14 protein-coding genes and 1 pseudogene are annotated in these 20,551 nt (G+C 68.2%); 2 read left to right on the forward strand and 13 right to left on the reverse strand.

The genetic code is table 11. The annotated features are described in order from the left end of the window. Window positions 1–124: 124 nt before the first annotated feature. From BJF87_RS12180 to dop, 10 genes and pseudogenes are all read right to left on the reverse strand, one after another. Window positions 125–2,953, reverse strand: coding sequence for an RNA helicase (locus tag BJF87_RS12180; RefSeq protein ID WP_075863260.1), 2,829 nt, complete (start codon window positions 2,951–2,953; stop codon window positions 125–127). Continuing rightward, the gene (gene tatC / locus BJF87_RS12185; protein WP_075863261.1) at window positions 2,950–3,924 is read right to left on the reverse strand and encodes a twin-arginine translocase subunit TatC; all 975 of its coding nucleotides are present in this window, start codon (window positions 3,922–3,924) and stop codon (window positions 2,950–2,952) included. Before tatC ends, BJF87_RS12180 begins: the two co-directional genes overlap by 4 nt. 20 nt (window positions 3,925–3,944) lie before the next feature. After that, entirely contained in the window at window positions 3,945–4,208 is a 264-nt protein-coding gene (gene tatA, locus BJF87_RS12190) for a Sec-independent protein translocase subunit TatA (RefSeq protein ID WP_006360392.1), read from the reverse strand. A gap of 75 nt (window positions 4,209–4,283) precedes the next feature. Next, window positions 4,284–5,252, reverse strand: coding sequence for a YafY family protein (locus tag BJF87_RS12195; protein WP_075863262.1), 969 nt, complete (start codon window positions 5,250–5,252; stop codon window positions 4,284–4,286). Beyond that, window positions 5,252–6,244, reverse strand: a complete 993-nt coding sequence (locus BJF87_RS12200; protein ID WP_006360394.1) for a YafY family protein — start codon at window positions 6,242–6,244, stop codon at window positions 5,252–5,254. Before BJF87_RS12200 ends, BJF87_RS12195 begins: the two co-directional genes overlap by 1 nt. 45 nt (window positions 6,245–6,289) lie before the next feature. Continuing rightward, entirely contained in the window at window positions 6,290–7,648 is a 1,359-nt protein-coding gene (pafA, locus tag BJF87_RS12205; RefSeq protein ID WP_005200010.1) for a Pup--protein ligase, read from the reverse strand. A gap of 72 nt (window positions 7,649–7,720) precedes the next feature. After that, window positions 7,721–8,521: a proteasome subunit alpha gene (gene prcA / locus BJF87_RS12210; RefSeq protein WP_006360396.1), complete on the reverse strand. Its 801-nt coding sequence runs from the start codon at window positions 8,519–8,521 to the stop codon at window positions 7,721–7,723. Continuing rightward, window positions 8,518–9,399 (reverse strand): proteasome subunit beta, encoded by an 882-nt coding sequence (prcB, locus tag BJF87_RS12215; protein ID WP_075863263.1) that lies wholly within the window; start codon window positions 9,397–9,399, stop codon window positions 8,518–8,520. Before prcB ends, prcA begins: the two co-directional genes overlap by 4 nt. After that, the gene (locus BJF87_RS12220) at window positions 9,396–9,587 is read right to left on the reverse strand and encodes a ubiquitin-like protein Pup (protein WP_004019064.1); all 192 of its coding nucleotides are present in this window, start codon (window positions 9,585–9,587) and stop codon (window positions 9,396–9,398) included. Before BJF87_RS12220 ends, prcB begins: the two co-directional genes overlap by 4 nt. A gap of 194 nt (window positions 9,588–9,781) precedes the next feature. After that, window positions 9,782–11,280: pseudogene (dop, locus tag BJF87_RS12225) on the reverse strand (depupylase/deamidase Dop). Window positions 11,281–11,361: 81 nt separating this feature from the next. Between dop and glgP the strand changes: the two are divergent. Beyond that, window positions 11,362–13,920 carry an alpha-glucan family phosphorylase gene (gene glgP / locus BJF87_RS12230; RefSeq protein WP_075863264.1) on the forward strand — a complete coding sequence of 853 codons (2,559 nt, stop codon included), beginning with the start codon at window positions 11,362–11,364 and terminating at the stop codon, window positions 13,918–13,920. A gap of 108 nt (window positions 13,921–14,028) precedes the next feature. Here the strand turns inward: glgP and BJF87_RS12235 are convergent, their stop codons facing one another. The 3 genes from BJF87_RS12235 to BJF87_RS12245 form a co-directional block, all read right to left on the reverse strand. After that, window positions 14,029–16,548, reverse strand: coding sequence for an FHA domain-containing protein (locus BJF87_RS12235; RefSeq protein ID WP_035751708.1), 2,520 nt, complete (start codon window positions 16,546–16,548; stop codon window positions 14,029–14,031). Between the two features lie 114 nt (window positions 16,549–16,662). Beyond that, a complete protein-coding gene (arc, locus tag BJF87_RS12240; RefSeq protein ID WP_075863265.1) occupies window positions 16,663–18,450 on the reverse strand; it encodes a proteasome ATPase in 1,788 nt (595 codons plus the stop codon). Between the two features lie 183 nt (window positions 18,451–18,633). Continuing rightward, window positions 18,634–19,464, reverse strand: coding sequence for a tRNA (adenine-N1)-methyltransferase (locus BJF87_RS12245; protein ID WP_005200017.1), 831 nt, complete (start codon window positions 19,462–19,464; stop codon window positions 18,634–18,636). Between the two features lie 163 nt (window positions 19,465–19,627). Here BJF87_RS12245 and BJF87_RS12250 point away from each other — a divergent pair, with 163 nt between their 5' ends. After that, a complete protein-coding gene (locus BJF87_RS12250) occupies window positions 19,628–20,509 on the forward strand; it encodes a RecB family exonuclease (protein ID WP_006360403.1) in 882 nt (293 codons plus the stop codon). Window positions 20,510–20,551: the final 42 nt, after the last annotated feature.

Below are 20,551 nucleotides of genomic sequence, written 5' to 3' on the forward strand. Positions count from 1 at the left end.
CGCGACAGTGCCGGGACATCCCTCCCTGACACCGAATGCGGGATGAACGTTACCTCAGGCACACACGACAATCAGGCAACCTCGAGCAGGGTGGCCCGCAGCGTCGTCTGGTGAACCGACGGGCTCAACCGAGTTCGGCGGCCACCACTCCCCGGCGGATCGCCTTGACCGCGGATCGTGCGGTGCCGCCCAGGCGGGTGTCGGTGCCGACGCAGAGCCGGATCTGTTCCAGGAGGTCGATGACCTGACGATTCCACCGGACGAAGTCGCCAGGTGAGAGCAGCTGACCGCGTTCGCCCGCGAGGAGCAGTGCCTCGCTGAGCGATCGGCCCGACGCCCAGGTCGCCACCGCGAGCGAGAAACCGGTGTCCGGCTCCCGGGTGGGACTGACCCGGTGGCGCGACTCGACCGCCGTCACCTTCGACCAGATGTCCACGGTCGCGGCCATCGCAGTACGCAGCGAGGTGCTGCCGGGCAGCGCATCGACCCCGCCGTAGCTGTCGCGACGGCTCTCGTAGACGAGTGCGGCGACGACGGCGGCCAGGTCGGCCGGCGAGAGGTCGTCCCACACGCCCGCGCGAATGCACTCGGTCACCACGAGATCGCTCTCGCTGTAGATGCGGGCCAGCAGCTTGCCCGACTCGGTCACCCGCATGTTGTGGCCGGTCGATTCGGAGGCCTCGCGGACGCGTTCGACGTACCCGAGCTCGCTGAGGACACCGACGATGTGGTCGAAGGTGACACCGAGCGTCGAGGTTCGCTCACCGATGCTGCGTTCGGCGGTGACGATGTCGCGCAGCAGACGGTTGCGCTTCTCGGCGAGACGGAACAGCTCGTCGCCGTTCGGGATCTGATGCGCGGGATGGGCACGCAGCGTGCGACGCATCTGGGCCAGCTCTGGGTCATCGGCGGCGTCGGCGCGCTTCTTGGAGCGCCCCCGGGGCATCTCTATCCCGGTCGACCGCAGTGCAGACGCGAGGTCGCGGCGGCCGCGTCCGGTCCGGCGGTCGGCGTTCTTCGGCAACCGCATGTTGCCGAGGACCTCGGGCGGATTGACGAAGTCACGCAGCCCGATACGTCCGCACCAGGCGTCCTCGGTGACCACCAGCGGCTTGGGATCTGCTGCCTGGGTGGCCGGTTCGACGATCACCGCGAGACCCCGGTGGCGTCCGACGGGCACCCCGATGACGTGACCCCGTTTGAGCGCGGCCAGGTCGGCGACGATTGCATCCTCGGTGTTGATCCGCTTGCGGTACTTCAGGTCTCGTTCTCGACGGCGGATCTCCTCGCGGAGCGTGACGTAGCCGAGGAACCCGGCGTACGCCTCGGTCTCGCCCGCTGCCGGTGCCCCGGTGGCGTCGACTCCCCCGGGTTCCAGACCCCGGGCCTCGGCGGCGCGGGCCAGCTCGCCGTCGAGCTTGCGCAGCGCCCGCTGCGATTCGTGGAGCTTGCGGGCCAGCCCGACCACCGAGCGGTCGGCCTGGAACTGGGCGAACGATCGGTGCAGGAGTTCACGGGCCCCGTCGAGACCGAGCCGGCCGAGCAGGTTGACCGCCATGTTGTATTCCGGCGAGAAGGAGCTGCGAAGCGGGAAGGTGCGGGCACCCGCGAGTCCGGCGACCTCCTCGGGGACGACCTCGGGTGTCCACACCACGACGGCATGGCCCTCGACGTCGATCCCGCGGCGTCCGGCGCGGCCGGTCAGCTGGGTGAACTCGCCGGGGGTGAGGTCGACGTGCGACTCGCCGTTGTACTTCACCAGACGTTCGAGGACCACCGACCGGGCCGGCATGTTGATCCCGAGAGCCAGTGTCTCCGTGGCGAACACCATGCGGACGAGCCCACGGACGAAAAGCTCCTCGACGGCGTGGCGGAAGGTCGGGAGCATCCCGGCGTGATGCGACGCCAGGCCTCGGCGGAGACCTTCGCGCCACTCCTGCACGCCCAGCACGTCGGCGTCGCTGGGCGAGAGTTCGGTGAGGCGCCGGTCGACGACGGCGTCGACCTCGGCGGCCTCCTCGGGTGTCAGCAGCGCGATACCCGACCGCAGACACTGAGCCAGGGCGGCGTCGCAACCGGCACGGGAGAAGATGAACCCGATCGCGGGCAACAGACCCTCACGGTCGAGGCGACCGACGAGATTCGGGCGCGAGAGCAGTGGACCGCGGCCGTCGCGTCGGCGCGGCTGTCCCCCGCCACCTCCCCGGCCTCGGCCCCGGGACGAATCACGCTCGTCCTCGGCGAGCAGGATGCGGTGACGGATGTGCCGCTTGAGTTCGGGATTGACCCGCGGACGCGACCCCTTCCGGTCCGCGGGATCGCGATCGGCCGGGCCGAAGAGGTCGAACATCCGTTGGCCGACCAGCATGTGCTGAGACAGCGGGACCGGCCGGTGCTCGTCGACGATGACGGAGGTGTCGCCACGGACGGTCTGGATCCAGTCGCCGAACTCCTCGGCGTTGCTGACGGTCGCGGACAGGCTCACCACACGCACGGACGGCTCGAGGTGCAGGATCACCTCTTCCCAGACCGCTCCGCGGAAGCGATCGGCGAGGAAGTGCACCTCGTCCATCACCACATGCGACAGCCCGTCGAGCGCGCGGGATTCGGCGTAGATCATGTTGCGCACGACCTCGGTCGTCATCACGACGATCGGCGCATCCGGGTTGATGGAGCTGTCGCCGGTGAGCAGTCCGACCGACTCATGGCCGTGAACGGCGGCGAGGTCGGCATATTTCTGGTTGCTCAGCGCCTTGATCGGGGTCGTGTAGAAGCACTTGGTCCCGCCGGCGAGAGCGAGGTGGACCGCGAATTCGCCGACGATGGTCTTGCCCGCGCCGGTCGGTGCGCAGACCAGCACGCCGTGACCTGCTTCGAGGGCCTCGCAGGCACGGCGCTGGAACGGATCGAGTCCGAAGTCCAGCCGCGACGTGAACGCGTCGAGTTGACTCACAGGACGTCGTCGAATGTCTCGTGTGCCCGTGTCGAGGTCCGGGTGGCGTTCGAGGTGCCCGCGGCCGAGGTCGCGACCGGCGACGGCGACGAGACCGGGCGGGTCGGAGGCAGCGGGCCGGCCTCGTCATCGGAGAGTCCGGCCCAGCTCGGTGCCCGCCTGCCGCGTCGTTTGTCGGCGATGCGCGCGAACTGGATGGAGAACTCCAGCAGCACGGTCAGCGCGCAGGCCAGGGCCAGCATGGTGAACGGGTCCTGGCCCGGGGTGACGATGGCGGCGAACACGAAGACCGCGAAGATCAGGCCGCGGCGCCACTTCTTGAGCCGGTCGTAGGTCAGGACACCGACGAGATTGAGCGCGATGATCAGCAGGGGCAATTCGAAGCTGACACCGAAGATGACCAGGACGTTGATCATGAACCCGAAGTACTGGTCACCGGCGAGGGCGGTGACCTGGACCTCATTGCCGACGGTCAACAGGAAGTCGAAGGCCTTCGCCACCACCAGATAGGCCAGAACCGCGCCGGCGACGAAGAGCGTGGTCGCGACGGTGACGAAGGCGATGCCGTAGCGGCGTTCGTTCTGATGCAGGCCGGGGGTGATGAACTGCCAGGTCTGATAGATCCACACCGGGCATGCCAGGACCACACCGGCGGTGAGCGCGACCTTGAGTCGCAGCATGAACTGGTCGAACGGGCCGGTCGCGAGGAGACGGCAGGAATCGTCGGCGGTCAGCGTCGCACGGGCGGAGGGCGGCAGGTCGCAGTACGGTCCGCGCAGCATGTCGCCGAGCGACGGGATGCCCAGGAAGCCGTGGCTGTACCAGATGAACCCGAGAATCGTGGTGGCCACGATCGCCAACAGCGAGATGACCATGCGTGTGCGCAACTCATAGAGATGCTCGACCAACGACATCGTGCCGTCGGGATTGAGTTTGCGCTTGCGGTGTCGGGGGTCGAAGGGGATGCGCACTCGGATTCTCCGACGCGCCCCTAAGCCGATTTCTTGGTGTCGGCGTTCGACGACGTGCCCGGCTGGGTGTTGTCAGCCGACGGGAGTTCCCGCTGCGGGGCGTCGGGAGATGCCGGTGCCGTGTCGGCAGGCTTGTCGTCCTTCTGCATCTCCTTGACCTCGCTCTTGAAGATGCGCAGCGACTGTCCGAGACCTCGGGCGGCGTCCGGCAGCTTCTTCGAGCCGAACAGGATCAGCAGCACGACGGCGACAATCGCCCAGTGCCACCACGAAGTGAAGCCCATGAGATCACCCTTCAGATCGAATCCAGACCGTGTCCAATGCTACCCGAGTTGTCTGAGGCCGGTGGACCGCCCGGTTCAGCGGTAGCGCTCGCGCGCACTCGCCGCCGATTCGACGACCGCCGCCGCGACTTTCTGATCGTCGACGACGCGGACCGAGCCGCCGAAGCCGAGCAGGAAACGGGTCAGCCACTCGGGTGAGCCGTAGACCATGCGGGCGCGGACCGGTTCATCCGGATGGCGGTCGTCGATCGAGGTGGTCGGCTCCACCGGGTAGTAGTCGAGAATCCACAGGTGGTCGGGATCGATCTCGAGTTCGACCGCCGGCAGATCGGGGTTCTCCGGGACGAGTACCGACTGCGACGACGACTCGGCCTCGGCCGGCGGGTTGCTCGGTTCGTCCAGTTCGACGGCGGTGTCGATGCGGTCGAAGCGGAACAACCGCACGCCCTCGGCCATGCGACACCAGGCTTCGAGGTAGGTGTGCTGGTCCATCACCTGCAGCCGGATCGGGTCGACGACACGGTCGGTGACGCTGTCCCGGCTCGCCGAGTAGTAGCTCAGCTGGAGCGCACGTCCTCGACGCACGGCTTCGCGGACGGTGGTGAAGGTCGGGTTCTCCCCCGGCGATGCCTCGGACTCCGCGCCGGAGGACAGACCCGGCACGACGGTCGCCCCGACCGCCTCCTCGATCTTGGCGATGGCGCGCCGCGCGGCGGTCACGTCGACCACACCGGGCGTCTCCACAAGGGCACGCAGTGCCACGAGCAGGGTGCTGGCCTCCACGGTCGTGAGCCGCAACGGACGGTCCATGCCCGCGGTGAACCCGACGCTGACGAAGCCCTCGCTGAACTCGAGCTCGATCAGGTCGTCGGGGTAGTAACCCGGGAGCCCGCACACGAACAGCAACTCGAGGTCCTTGGTGAGCTGCGTCTGGGTGACGCCGAGTTCGCGCGCGGCCTGCTCGATCGAGATGCCGCGCCGAGCCTGGAAATACGGGACCATCGCCAGCAGCCGGTTGAGGCGCGACGGTTGTGCACCGGCCATCAGGCGCTCACCCCCGCCAGCCGGTCCAGACCGGCGATCACGAGGTCGCGCAGCTCTGGCGGATCGAGGACGACCGCGTCCCGGCCCACGCCCAGCGCCATGCGCGCCACCGCCGACAGCGAATGGATGTCGAGGGTCAGCACGTCGCCCGCCTCACCGTCGAGGTCAGCGGGTTCGGAGGTGGTCGCGGCCCGGCGGAGTCCGGCGGCCCGGCCCGCGGCCACCCAGATGCGCGCGGTGCGACCGTCGGTGCCCGCCGCGGAATCGACCGCCGCGGAGACGATCTGCTGGAGGTCCGTGCCGACGGGCACGTCGACGGCATCGGCGGGTCCGACCGGCGTCACCGTCGAGATCCGCGACAGGCGGAACGTGCGGGTGGCGGCCCGGTCGAGGTCGTGTCCGACGACGTACCAGCGGCCGTGGTGGGACACCACACCCCAGGGCTCGACCCGACGGACGGCCGGGGTCGCGGTCGCCGACGACCGGTGGGTGAACTCGACGGCGCGCTTGACCTGGATCGCACCGAGGAGTCCGGCGATGACCTGCTCCGAACCCATCGACCGCGTCGACCCGCCGGCGGTGAAGCCGAGGTCGTCCTCCGAGCGGACGTCGAGGCCCGCGGCGCGCAGCTTGAGGATCGCGGTCTGCGACAGCGTGGAGACCTCCGGGGTGTCCCAGAGCGCGGCGGCCATGGCGATCGCGGCGGCCTCGTCGGAGTCCAGGGAGATCTCGGGCAGCTCGTAGGTGTCACGGTCGATGCGGTATCCCTCGGCGCCCGCCGCCATCGGCGAACGTCCGGTGACCAGCGGGATGCCGAGGTCGCGCAGTTCGTTCTTGTCCCGCTCGAACATCCGGTTGAATGCCTCGTCGGACTTGTCGCCGTCCTGGTAACCGGCGACGTTGCGTCGGATGTAGTCGGCGGTGACGTACTGCTTCGTCCACAGCAGACAGATCACCAGATTGAGCAGTCGCTCGACTTTGGGAGTGGCCACTGCGTCAGGTTAGATCCTTGCCGATCAGGCGGTGCGGAGGCTCGCTCACATGGATGCGATCAGCCGGTCGACCCGCTCGTCGACGCTGCGGAACGGGTCCTTGCACAGCACGGTGCGCTGGGCCTGGTCGTTCAGCTTGAGGTGCACCCAGTCGACCGTGAAGTCGCGTCCCGCCTTCTGCGCCGCCGAGATGAAGTCACCACGGAGCTTGGCACGGGTGGTCTGCGGCGGCTCGTTGACGGCGGTCTTGATGGCCTCGTCGGTGGTCGCACGGGCCACGAGCCCCTTGCGCATCAGGACGTCGAACACACCGCGGCCGCGCTTGATGTCGTGGAAGGCGAGGTCGAGCTGCGCGATCTTCGGGTCCGACAGCTCCATCGAATACTTGTCCTGGTAGCGCTGAAACAGCTTTCGTTTGATGACCCAGTCGATCTCGGTGTCGACCTTCGCGAAGTCGTCGGCCTCGACCGCGTCGAGCATGCGGCCCCACAGGTCGACGACCATGTCCATCTCGGGGTCGGGACGGCGGTTGGTGAGGTGCTCGACCGCGCGGGCGTGGTACTCGCGCTGGATGTCGAGGGCACTGGCCTGCCGTCCGCCGGCGAGACGCACGGGACGCCGGCCGGTGGGATCGTGGCTGACCTCGCGGATGGCGCGGATCGGATTGTCCAGGGCGAAATCCCGGAACGCCACGCCGGCCTCGATCATCTCGAGCACCAGCGCCGCCGAGCCGACCTTCAGCAGGGTCGTCATCTCGGACATGTTCGAGTCGCCGACGATGACATGCAGGCGCCGGTACTTCTCGGCGTCGGCGTGCGGCTCGTCGCGGGTGTTGATGATCGGGCGCGAGCGGGTGGTGGCCGAGGAGACGCCCTCCCAGATGTGCTCGGCGCGCTGCGAGAGGCAGAAGGTGGCGGCCTTCGGGGTCTGCAGCACCTTGCCTGCGCCGCAGATCAGCTGCCGGGTCACCAGGAACGGCAGGAGGACGTCGGAGATCCGGGAGAACTCCCCCGCCCGCACGACGAGGTAGTTCTCGTGGCAGCCGTAGGAGTTGCCCGCGGAGTCGGTGTTGTTCTTGAACAGGTAGATGTCGCCGCCGATCCCCTCGTCGGCAAGACGCTGCTCGGCGTCGACGAGCAGGTCCTCGAGGACCAGTTCGCCGGCGCGGTCGTGGTTGATCAGCTGGATCAGGCTGTCACACTCGGCGGTCGCGTATTCGGGGTGCGATCCGACGTCGAGGTACAGGCGTGCGCCGTTCTGCAGGAAGACGTTCGACGACCGACCCCATGACACGACGCGGCGGAACAGGTACCGCGCGACCTCGTCAGGACTCAGCCGCCGATGACCGTGGAAGGTGCATGTGACACCGAACTCGGTCTCGATGCCCATGATTCGTCGCTGCACTTGACCAACCCTACTCGCGGGACCCGCGGCCGACCGGGCAGAAGCGCCAGGCCGACCGCGAGTCGTCGCGTTCTAGTCCGATCCGCCGGAAGAGTCGCCGCCGGAGGTGGTGTCGTCCGCTGAGGAACCCTCGGCCGGGGAGTTGGTCGTGGGTGCGGCAGCGGGCAGGAGTTCCTCGACCGCGGCCGAGGTCAGGCGCTTGAACGCCCGTCGCGGCCGGTTGCGGTCGAGAATCGCGACCTCGAGGTCGCCGGCGGTCAGCTCGCGCGGCGACGCCGGGGCGCCGTTGCCGGAGTCGGCCGGGGTGGCGAGCGCCTTGACCGCGACCCCGATCGCCTCGGCGAGCGCCATGTCGGGGGCATAGCTCTCCTTGAGAGCCGCCGCGATCGGTTCGGTCGCGCCGCCCATCACCAGGAACCGGGTCTCGTCGGTGATCGACCCGTCGTAGGAGATGCGGTACAGCTGAGACGGTTTCGGCTTGCCCGCCCGGGCGACCTCGGCCACGCACAGCTCGACCTCGAACGGCTTGGCCTGCTCGGTGAAGACGCTGCCCAGGGCATTGGCGTAGGTGTTGGCCAGGGACAGACCGGACACGTCGGCGCGGTCGTAGCTGTAGCCCCGCATGTCGGCGAGCTGGATTCCTGCCTTGCGCAGGCTCTCGAACTCGTTGTACTTGCCCACCGCGGCAAAACCGATGCGGTCGTAGATCTCGCTGGTCTTGCGGAGGGTGTTCGACGGGTTCTCCGCTACGAACAACACCCCGTCGGCATAGGTCAGGATCACCACGGACCGCCCGCGTGCGATGCCCTTGCGCGCGAGCTCCGAGCGATCGCGCATGATCTGCTCGGCACTGGCGTAATACGGGAAGGTCATCGGGCACCTCCCTCGTGCTCGGCGGCACGGCGTTCGACGACGGCCCGCGCCGCACTCTCGATCTCGGCCGCGTCCACCTCCCGTGCACCTTGTGCGTCGACGACCGCGGCCATCGGGAAGATCTTGCGGACCAGGTCCGGTCCGCCGGTCGCCGAATCGTCGTCGGCGGCGTCGTAGAGCGACTCGACCGCGATGGCGATCGCCTCGTCGGCGGTCAGGTCCGAGCGGTAGAGCTTCTTCAGCGACGACTTCGCGAACACCGATCCGGAACCGATGGCCGTGTAGCCGCCGAACTCCTCGTGACGGTCACCCGCCACGTCGAAGCTGAAGATCCGGCCGCGTTCGGTCGGGTCGTCGTGATCGATGTCGTAGCCGACGAGCAACGGGATCGCGGCGAGACCCTGCAGGGCCGCACCGAGATTTCCGCGGACCATGCTCGCCAGCCGGCTGACCTTGCCGTCGAGCGTGAGCGGGACACCCTCGATCTTCTCGTAGTGCTCGAGCTCGACCGTGAACAGCCGCACCATCTCGATCGCGATACCCGCGGTGCCGGCGATGCCGGCTGCCGAGTACTCGTCGGTGATGTAGACCTTCTTGACGTCTCGCGTCGCGATCAGGTTGCCCATCGTGGCCCGCCGGTCACCGGCGAGCACGACCCCACCCGGATACGACACGGCGACTATCGTCGTGCCGTGCGGGATGTCTCCGGCGCCGTCTGCGCCCCCGGCGAACGAACCCACGCGATCAACCTGAGCCTGCGGAAGCTGCTCGGGCGCGTGCATCCGGAGAAACTCGGTGAACGACGAGATGTCCGCGCCGAGAGCAGAACCCGTACGAAATTGTGAAAAAGGGGGCAGTGATCCGAACCTGTCGCTCACTGGCCGCCCTTCTGCACGTAAGCACGCACGAAGTCCTCGGCGTTCTCCTCGAGCACGTCATCGATCTCGTCGAGCAGGTCGTCGGTGTCCTCGGCCAGCTTCTCGCGACGTTCCTGTCCGGCACCGGAATCGGGGCCGACGCCCTCATCGTCGCCGCCGCCACCACGCTTGGTCTGTTCCTGCGCCATCTGCTGCCTCCTTGAAACCGATCGCCCCTTGGCGGGCTACCCGCGACCGACCACCATCGGGTCTTGCGACCCCTGGGATCTCACCGGCTTCCGCCGGGCGCTGATCCCTGGTGAATCGGCCTCGGAATCGTGTGGTCCCACACTACCTGTGGCGGCGACAACTGGGGCGGAACAAAGCACATGCCCCGCGCGTGTCAGGTCGTCAGCTGGTCGACCAGTTCGGCGGCGGAGTTGACCGAATCGAGAAGCTTGCCCACGTGGGCCTGCGTCCCGCGCAGCGGCTCGAGCGTCGGGATGCGGACGAGGGAGTCCCCGCCGAGGTCGAAGATGACCGAATCCCAGCTGGCCGCGGCGACATCTGCCCCGAAACGACGGAGACATTCGCCGCGGAAATAGGCGCGGGTGTTGCGCGGCGGCTCGTGGATCGCGGCGAGCACGTCGTTCTCGTCGACCAGACGCTTCATCGAGCCGCGCGCGACGAGGCGGTTGTAGAGACCCTTGTCGAGGCGGACGCGGAGTACTGCAGGTCGATGAGCTGCAGGCGCGGGGCCGACCAGGACAGGCCCTCACGCTGGCGGAAGCCCTCCAGGATGCGCAGCTTGGCCGGCCAGTCGAGGATGTCGGAGCATTCCATCGGATCGCGCTCGAGGCGGTCGAGCACATCCGCCCACGTCTCGAGGACGTGCTTGGCCCGCTCGTCGTCGGAGTGCTCCTGCTCGTGGAACTTCATGCAGCGTTCGAGGTACTCGCGCTGCAGGGCCAGGCCGGTGAGCTCGCGGCCGTCGGTGAGTGCGACGGTAGCGGTCAGGGTCGGGTCGTGACTGATGGTGTGCACGGCCTGGACCGGGCGGGCGAGCTCGATGTCGGAGAAGTCGACGCCCGCCTCGATGAGGTCGAGGACCAGCGCGGTGGTCCCGACCTTGAGGTAGGTCGCGGTCTCGGCCAGGTTGGCGTCGCCGATGATGACATGCAGCCGGCGGTAGCGCTCAGGGTCGGCGTGGGGCTCATCGCGGGTGTTGATGATGCCGCGCTTGAGGGTGGTCTCGAGACCGACCTCGACCTCGATGTAGTCCGAGCGCTGCGAGAGCTGGAAGCCCGCCTCGTCGCCCGACTGGCCGATGCCCACGCGACCCGAGCCGGTGATGACCTGACGCGAGGCGAAGAACGTGGTCAGACCCGCGATGACCGCGGTGAACGGGGTCTCGCGGGCCATCAGGTAGTTCTCGTGGGTGCCGTACGAGGCGCCCTTGCCGTCGATGTTGTTCTTGTAGAGCTGCAGCTTGGGCGCACCCGGAACGCTCGCCACGTGGCGTGCGGCGGCCTCCATGACGCGTTCGCCCGCCTTGTCCCAGATGACCGCGTCCATCGGGTCGGTCACCTCGGGTGCGGAGTACTCCGGATGGGCGTGGTCGACGTACAGGCGGGCGCCGTTGGTGAGGATCATGTTGGCCGCGCCGATCTCGTCGGCGTCGATGATCGGAGCCGGTCCGGAACCGCGGCCGAGGTCGAATCCGCGGGCGTCGCGGAGCGGGGACTCGACCTCGTAATCCCAGCGCGTGCGCTTGGCGCGGGGCACGCCGGCGGCCGCCGCATAGGCGAGAACGGCCTGCGTGGAGGTCATGATCGGATTCGCGGTCGGGTCGCCGGGCGCGGAGATTCCGTACTCGACCTCGGTACCGATGATTCGCTGCATGCTTCGAGGGTAGAGGGTGATGCGGAGAGGCTCGCAGCGTCCCGCTCGCAGGGCGGGCCCGGCACCAGTACCGTCGTCGCCGTGAAAGCTTTCCGCCGGTTCACCGTTCGGGTGCCGCTGCCTCCCGAACTCGCCGCCCTCGGTCCCCTGTCGCACAACCTGCGCTGGGTGTGGAACCCGCCGACCCAGGAGTTGTTCGCCACGATCGACGCCGAGCGGTGGGAGGCGACGGGTGATCCGTTGCGGGTGCTCGCCGACGTCGACCCGGCCCGGCTGACCGAGCTGGCGGCCGACGGGGACTTCCGCGCGCGGGTCTCGGCGGCGCACGCGAGTCTCGAGGAGTACCTCGATGCGCCGCAGTGGTTCGGCGGGTACGCGCAGACCCATCCGGTCCCGCCCGGGATCGCGTACTTCTCCATGGAGTTCGGCGTCTCCGAGGTGCTGCCCATCTACTCCGGCGGGCTCGGCATCCTCGCCGGCGATCACCTGAAGGCCGCCTCGGACCTCGGGCTCCCGCTGATCGGCGTCGGACTGTTCTACCGGTCCGGCTACTTCCGCCAGGGCCTCGACCACGACGGCCGGCAGGTGGAGCGATATCCGGTCAACGACCCGCGGGATCTGCCGCTGACCCTCCTCACCGACGGGGACGCGCCCGTCGTCGTCGAGATCTCCATGCCCGACGGCCGGACCCTGTCTGCACAGGTGTGGGTTGCCAGCGTCGGCCGGATCCCGTTGCTGCTCCTCGACTCCGACATCGCAGCCAACACCGACGACCAGTTGCGCGGCGTCACCGACCGGCTCTACGGCGGCGACCAGGAGCATCGCATCCTGCAGGAGATCCTCCTCGGCATCGGCGGGGTGCGCGCGCTACGCGCCTATGTGCGGGCGACCGGCCGGGAAGAGCCGACGGTGTTCCACATGAACGAGGGCCACGCCGGATTCCTGGGCACCGAACGCATCCGGGAGTACGTGGCCGCCGGGCTCGACTTCGACACCGCCGAGGCCGTGGTCCGGGCGTCGAACATCTTCACCACGCACACCCCGGTGCCGGCGGGGATCGACCGCTTCCCCACCGATCTGGTGAACCGGTACCTCGACGCCGACGCCTCCGGGACCTCGCGACTGCTGCCCGGCCTGCCCGCGTCGACCATCGCCGAGCTCGGCGACGAGGCCGATCCGGGCGTGTTCAACATGGCGCACATGGGCTTTCGGCTCGGCCAGCGCAGCAACGGCGTCTCGCAGCTGCACGGCGAGGTGAGCCGGGAGATGTTCGCCGACCTGTGGCCCGGCTTCGACGCCGCGGACGTGCCGATCGGCGCGGTGACCAACGGCGTGCACGGCCCAACCTGGGTGGCGAAGGTGTGGCGTGACTTCGCCTCGAGTGACGAGGATTCCGCGCCCGAGGTCTACGCCGGGCTGCCCGCCGAGACGATCTGGTCGACCCACGAATCGCTGCGGGCCGAGCTCGTCGCCGAGGTCCGGCGCCGGGCGCATGCGAGCGGACGCGAGCGTGGCTTCACCGACGCCGAACTCGGTTGGACCGCCGACCTCTTCGACCCGGGCGTGCTGACGATCGGATTCGCCCGTCGCGCAGCAACGTACAAGCGGCTCACGCTCATGCTGCGCGACCCGGACCGCATGCGCCGCATCCTCACCGACCCGGACCGGCCGGTGCAGCTCGTCATCGCGGGCAAGGCGCATCCGGCGGACGACGGTGGCAAGGCGCTCATCCAGCAGGTGGTGCGTTTCGCCGAGGACCCGCAGTTGCGCGACCGCATCGTGTTCCTGCCCGACTACGACATCTCGATGGCCCGCCACATCTACGCCGGCTGCGACGTGTGGCTGAACAACCCGGTGCGGCCGATGGAGGCGTGCGGGACGTCGGGGATGAAGTCGGCGCTCAACGGCGGCCTCAACCTGTCCATCCTGGACGGCTGGTGGGACGAGATGGCCGACGACGACAACGGTTGGGCCATCCCGTCGGCCGAGGGAGTCGAGGACGAGAACCGGCGCGACGACCTCGAGGCCGAAGCTCTCTACGCACTCCTCGAGGACACGGTGATCCCGCTGTTCTATCAGCGGGACGAGAACGGGCTGCCGACGCGGTGGGTGGAGATGATGCGCCACACGCTCACCCGTCTGGGCCCCCAAGTCCTCGCCTCGCGCATGGTTCGCGACTACACCACCGAGCTGTACTGCCCCGCCGCGGCGGCCTACGTCGCCGCGTGCGCCGACGATCATGCCGGCGCCCGTGACCTCGCCGTCTATCGGCGGGAGATCGAGACCGGTTGGGGCTCGGTCGTCGTCGCGGGTGTGGACGAGGAGAGCGAGAACGACGGTCTCCGCGTGTCCGCCCACGTGGCGGTCGGCGAACTCGACCCCGACAGTCTCCGTGTCCAACTCGTGCTGGGCCGCGTGACCGACGACGGCGACATCGTCGACCCCGCGATCACCGACATGAGCCCGGCCGCCGAACGAGATGCGTCGGGTCGCGTGATCTTCTCGGTGCTGGCCACCCCGCCGGCGTCGGGCCACCTCGGCTACACGGTGCGCGTACTCCCCCGCCACGAACAGCTCTCGCACGACGCGGAACTCGGACTCGTCCGGTATCCGGTGGCGTCGGGCGATGCGGCGGGATAGGCGAAGGCCGTACGAGCTCGGCCCGACTGCCGAACCTCAGCCCCGACCGCCAGACCTCGATCGACGTCTGCCGGTCGAGTTGACGTCTACCGGTCGGGTGCGGCTGGCTCAGCGCTTTTTCAGCCGCAACCGTGAGTAGGTGAAGGCCAGCAGCAGGAAGCTGATGAAGGCGAGCACCGAGTAGGCGATGGCGCTGTGGGCGATCGAGGTCTCCCACAACGTGATCCGCTGGGGTGCGGCGACGTTGATGTTGTACAGGTCGACACTGCCGGCGGCGGTGACGTAACCCCAGAACGAGGGGAAGATCCACGACAGTTGCTGCAGGCCGACACCGTCCAGCTTGAACAGGCCGCCGCAGAAGACGAGCTGCACCATCACCACGATGACCAGCGGCGGCATCACCTGTTCGTTGGATTTCACCGCCGACGAGATCGCGAGTCCGACAAGGGTGCTCACACAGGCGAGCACGGCGACGGCGAACAGCAGGGCCAGCGGCGGGGGCAGGATCGGGCCGCCGAAGTCGGGTAGCCCACGACCGGCGAAGGTGATGCCGACCATGATGATCGTCTGCAGGATCGCGGCGATGAAGAAGACCACGATCTTCGCGAACAGGTAAGCGCCGGGACGCAATCCGACGGCTCTCTCCCGCTCGAAGATGTCGCGCTCACCGACGAGGTCGCGCACCGTCAGAGCCGCACCCATGAACGCGGCACCCACGACGAGGACCACCAGGATCTGGATCGCCTCCGCGCCGTCTTTGGGTGGCGGCGCGTTCGGGATCACCTCGAGTCGGGCGAAACCACTCGACCCCGGGATGACCAGCGTCAGCAGTCCGAGGACCACCGGCAGCAACACCAGGAACACCAGATAGCCGATGTCGGCGAAGACGAGCCGTACCTGGCGTCGGGCGATGGTCGACGCCTGTCTGGTGAAGCTGGTGTGCGGCACCGGTATCGGCGGGCCCGGAGGACGTTGCGGCGGCGGTGGATTCGGAGCACGCCGATGCCGTTCGAGGTAGCGCGTGTACGCGGCGTCGGGCTGGTCGGCGACATAGGCGAAGATCTCCGCCCAGTCGGAGGTCCCCATCTCCTGTTCGACCTGCGCCGGCGCACCGCAGAACGAGGTCTTGCCGCCCGGGGCGAGCAGCAGCACCTGGTCGCACATCGACAGGTACGTCAGCGAGTGGGTGACCACGAGGACGACGCGGCCGGCGTCGGCGAGGCGCCGCAGGGTCGCCATCACCTGGCGGTCGAGGGCCGGGTCGAGACCCGACGTCGGCTCGTCGAGGATCAGCAGCGATGGACCGGTGAGCAGCTCCATCGCGACCGATGCACGCTTCTGCTGTCCGCCGGAGAGCTTCTCGACGCGGGTGTCGACGTGCTCGGTCAGTTGGAGTTCGCCGAGGACGCCGTCGATGACCCGGTCGCGGTCTTCTTTCGACAGGTCGGGCGGCAGTCGCAGCTCTGCCGCGTAGCGCAGGGCCTGCCGGAGCGTGAGCTTGTGGTGGAGCACATCCTTCTGCGGGACCATCCCGATTCGGGTGCGGAGGGCGTCGTATTCGGCGTGGACGTTGCGACTCTCGAAGGTGACCAGGCCGCTCGTCGGCGAGTTCAGGCCCGCGGCGATCTTCGACACGGTCGACTTGCCGGCGCCGGACGGGCCGATCACCGCGGTGAGCGTGCCGGGACTCGCGCTGAAGTCGACGTCGGCGAGAAGCCGCTTACCACCGTCGACGATGAGGCTGACCCCGTGCACGTGGAGACCGTCGGCGACCGCCGCGCTCTCCTGGCCGCGCATGAGCGTGCCGCCGGACACCACGAAGTCGCTGTTGCCGATCGTGACCACGTCACCGTCGGACAGCGGCGCGTTGTTGACCCGGCGGCCGTTGACGAAGGTGCCGTTGACGCTGCCGAGGTCGTCGATGACCAGGACGCCGCCGCGGCTCGACACCTGCGCGTGGTGGCGGGAGGCGAGGACGTCGCTGACGACGATGTCGTTGTCCGGTGTGCGGCCGATGCGCTGCACACCGCGCAGCGAGATCGACTCGCGCTCGGGCGGAGTCGGTGCTCCCGGAAGCCGGTAGACCGCCGAGACGTTCTGTTTCAGCGCCTGCAGATGCGGGGCGTCGCGCAGCTCGGCGGGCATCGGTTCCGGCGCACCGGCGCGCGAGGGTCCGCCCGAGGATCGTGACGGGATGCGGCCCGACTGCGGCATGTTCGGTCCCGGGTGGCCGGGGGCGGCGAAACCCGCTGACCGTGGCCCCGGCGGGAACGGACCCGGACGGGCGGGTGCGGACGGCATCTGACCGCTCGGCGGTGGCGGGTAGGCGGTCGGATCGATCACCAGGTCGACTATCGGACCGGTGCTCACGTCGCCGAGCCGGACCTGCGTCGGGCCGGCGACCATGAGCTCGGCCAGGCGTCGTCCGCCGGCGAAAAAGCCGTTGGTGCTACCGATGTCGACGAGATACCACGCAGCCCCGCGCCACTCGATGGCGAGATGCCGACGCGACACCATCGGATGATTGATCACGATGTCGTTGTCGGGTTCCCTGCCCAGGGTGATGCGCGGGGATTCGCCCAGCGGATGAGGCGCCCCACCGTCGACGATCACCCGACCGCGAGCCATCGATGTACTGTTCATCGCCGCCAACTTTAGTGCTTGACGACGGTTTTCATGCCGTTCTGTACAGCAGACGACCGACCCCCTGGGGAGTCGGTCGTCTGCTGGATGAGGCGCGTGCTACAGGTATTGCCCGGTGTTCGTCTCGGTGTCGATGGCGCGGCTCGCCCCGGAGGACTTGCCGGTGACCAGCGTGCGGATGTAAACAATCCGCTCGCCCTTCTTGCCCGAGATGCGAGCCCAGTCGTCCGGGTTGGTGGTGTTGGGCAGATCTTCGTTCTCCGCGAACTCGTCGAGGATCGAATCGAAGAGGTGCTGCACACGCAGACCCGGGGCACCGGTGTCGAGCTGCGACTTGATCGCGTACTTCTTCGCACGGTCGACGACGTTCTGGATCATCGCGCCCGAGTTGAAGTCCTTGAAGTACATGATCTCCTTGTCGCCGTTGGCGTAGGTGACCTCGAGGAACCGGTTGTCCTCGCTCTCTGCGTACATCCGCTCGACGACCTTCTCGATCATCGCCTTGATGCAGGCCGTGCGATCCCCGCCGAACTCGCCGATGTCGTCGGCGTGGATCGGCAGTTCCTCGGTGAGGTACTTCGAGAAGATGTCGATCGCCGACTCGGCGTCGGGACGCTCGATCTTGATCTTCACGTCGAGGCGGCCGGGACGCAGGATCGCGGGGTCGATCATGTCCTCGCGGTTCGACGCACCGATCACGATGACGTTCTCGAGGCCTTCCACACCGTCGATCTCGCTGAGCAGCTGCGGCACGACCGTGGTCTCGACGTCGGAGGAGACACCGGAGCCGCGGGTGCGGAAGATCGAGTCCATCTCATCGAAGAACACGATGACCGGGGTGCCCTCGGACGCCTTCTCCCGGGCGCGCTGGAAGATCAGCCGGATGTGACGCTCGGTCTCACCGACGAACTTGTTGAGCAGCTCGGGACCCTTGATGTTGAGGAAGTAGGACTTCGCCTCCTTGGCGTCGTCTCCGCGGGACAGCGCGATCTTCTTGGCAAGGGAGTTCGCGACGGCCTTGGCGATGAGCGTCTTACCGCAACCGGGCGGACCGTAGAGCAGCACGCCCTTCGGCGGCCGCAGCTGGTAGTCGCGGAACAGGTCCTTGTGCAGGAACGGCAGTTCGACGGCGTCGCGGATCTGTTCGATCTGCCGGCCGAGACCACCGATGTCCTCGTACCCGACGTCCGGCACCTCTTCGAGGACGAGGTCCTCGACCTCGGCCTTGGGCACCCGCTCGAAGGCGAACCCGGCCTTGGTGTCGATGAGCAGCGAGTCGCCCGGACGCAGCTTGCGGCGCTTGCCGTCCTCCGCGTCGACCTCGCCCAGCAACGGCTCGGCCAACCACACGACGCGCTCCTCGTCGGCATGACCGACGACCAGCGCCCGCTTGCCGTCCCCGAGAACCTCGCGCAGAGTGCTGATCTCGCCGACCGTGTCGAACGCCAAGGCCTCGACGATGGTCAGGGCCTCGTTCAGACGCAGCGTCTGGCCCTTGGTCAAGGTCTCGGTGTCGATGTTCGGCGAGCAGGTGAGCCGCATCTTGCGACCGGAGGTGAACACGTCGACGGTCGCGTCGGGGTACACCTCGAGCAGGACCCCGTAGCCGCTCGGCGGCTGACCGAGACGGTCGACCTCCTCGCGCAAGGCGACGAGTTGCTGACGCGCTTCTTTGAGCGTGTCGAGCAGCTTCGCGTTGCGCGCCGTGAGGCTGTCGACGCGTTCCTGGAGGCTATCGGTGTCTGCCTGGCGTCCGAACGACGGGCGTTCGGAACCACTCCGCGCGAGAGGCGGGGTGTAGGCAGGGGTGAAGCCCTCGTCGGGTGCACTCGCGCTCTCGGGGACCGCACGGTCCCCGGTGGCGTCATGGCGGTCAGATTCGGTCATTGCTGACTCCTCTCCCCGGCAATCACCCGATCCCACGATCGGAATGCTCGCGCCGTATCCCTACGCTACCGGCACGGACGCAGAATCGCCCTTCACCGGACCGATCGGGGGTGTTGAGGGTGTGTTAAATGTGCGTCTTCGCAACGTGATCGCGATGTTGACCGCGGTCGGGACGAGCAGAACTCAGCCCTTGGTCGGACGACGCTGCGGACGCAACGTGGTGGTGCCGTCGGCCAGCCTCCGGGCGGTGATCAGAAACGCGGTGTGGCCTTGCATTTTGTGTTCGGGCCGCACGGCCAGACCCACCGCCGACCACTCACGCAGCAGGGTTTCCCAGGCACGCGGTTCGGTCCAGCACTCCTGCTCGCGCAGCGCCTCGATCACGCGCGAGAGCTGGGTGACGGTCGCCACATAAATGGTCAGGACCCCGCCTGGTTTCAACACGGTGCGCACCACGTCGAGGGGCTCCCACGGCGCGAGCATGTCGAGGATGACGCGGTCGAAGCGTTCGTCCTGGTCGACGTTCGCGAGATCGTCGACGACGATGTTCCAGTTGTCCGGGCGGCCACCGAAGAAGGTCTCGACGTTGCGGATCGCATGCTCGGCGTGATCCTCGCGGATCTCGAAGGAGTTCACCTCGCCCTCGGTGCCGACGGCGCGGAGCAGTGAACACGTCAGCGCGCCGGATCCGGCGCCGGCCTCCAAGACGCGGGCGCCCGGGAAGATGTCGCCCTCGAGGACGATCTGCGCGGCGTCCTTGGGGTAGATGACCTGGGCACCGCGCGGCATCGAGAGCACGTAGTCGACGAGCAGCGGCCGCAACGCGAGGTACTGGGTGCCGCTGGTGGCCGAGACGACGCTGCCCTCGGGCGAGCCGATGAGATCGTCGTGCGAGATGGCGCCGCGGTGGGTGTGGAACTGCTTGCCCTCTTCGAGGAGCACCGTGAACTTTCGGCCCTTGGCATCGGTCAGTTGAACCCGGTCGCCGACGGCGAACGGTCCGGTGGTGGGCACTGGGTGCTTCCTCTCGTGAACGGGACGGAGCCGACGCCTCCGCGCTGGCGGAGAAGGTGGTGGTCGGGAGTCCGGTGGGCCGTGAGGACGATACCCGACCGCAGGTGGGTGTCGGACCGGCAGAGTGTCGGGGCTGCGGCCTAGTCTGCGAGATGTGAGCACGATGACCGGCACCGACAACCCCTCCGCCAGCGCGACCCCCGCGCCGGAGCCGCCCCCGTCGGAGGGGGCGCGCGGGATCGTCGGACGCCCCCTGGCTCTGTCTCCGTCGCGGGCGGCGGACTTCAAGCAATGCCCGCTCCTGTACCGGTTCCGCGCCATCGACCGTTTCCCGGAGACGCCGACCGCCGCACAGACCCGCGGCACCGTCGTCCATGCGGCACTCGAGAACCTCTTCGACATGCCTGCCGAGCTCCGCACCCAGGATTCGGCAGAGCTGCTCGTCGAGGGGGCCTGGGCGGCGCTGTGCGAGGAGGACCCGCAGCTCGCGCGGGTGATCGACGAGGGCGGTCAGGCGGCGTTCATCGCCGGTGCACACAAGCTCATCGCGACGTACTACACGATGGAGAACCCCACCGCCTTCGATGCCGACTCGGTGGAGGAACACGTCGAGATCGAGGCCGACGACATGCTGATGCGCGGCTTCATCGACCGTATCGACGTCGCACCGACCGGCGAGATCCGCGTCGTCGACTACAAGACCGGACGCTCCCCCGGCGAGGCCTACGAGGCCAAGGCGCTGTTCCAAATGAAGTTCTATGCGCTGGCGATCCTGCGGACGCGCGGCGTCGTGCCGGCCCGGCTGCAACTGATGTACCTGTCCGACGGCCAGCAGCTGATCTACCACCCCGATCACGACGAGCTGCTCCGCTTCGAGCGGACGCTGCGCGCGATCTGGCAGGCCATCCGCACCGGCGTCGCCTCCGGGGACTTCCGGCCGCGGAAGTCCCGGATGTGCCGGTTCTGCGAACACCAGTCGCGGTGCCCGGAGTTCGGCGGCGAGATCCCGCCCTACCCCGGTCCGCCGCCCGGGTTCGTCGCCTGAGGCACACCCCGGGACGCCCGATTATGTAGATGCACATAGGCT

The sequence above is a fragment of the Gordonia sp. CNJ-863 genome (genome assembly GCF_001942325.1).
Lineage (GTDB): Bacteria > Actinomycetota > Actinomycetes > Mycobacteriales > Mycobacteriaceae > Gordonia > Gordonia alkanivorans.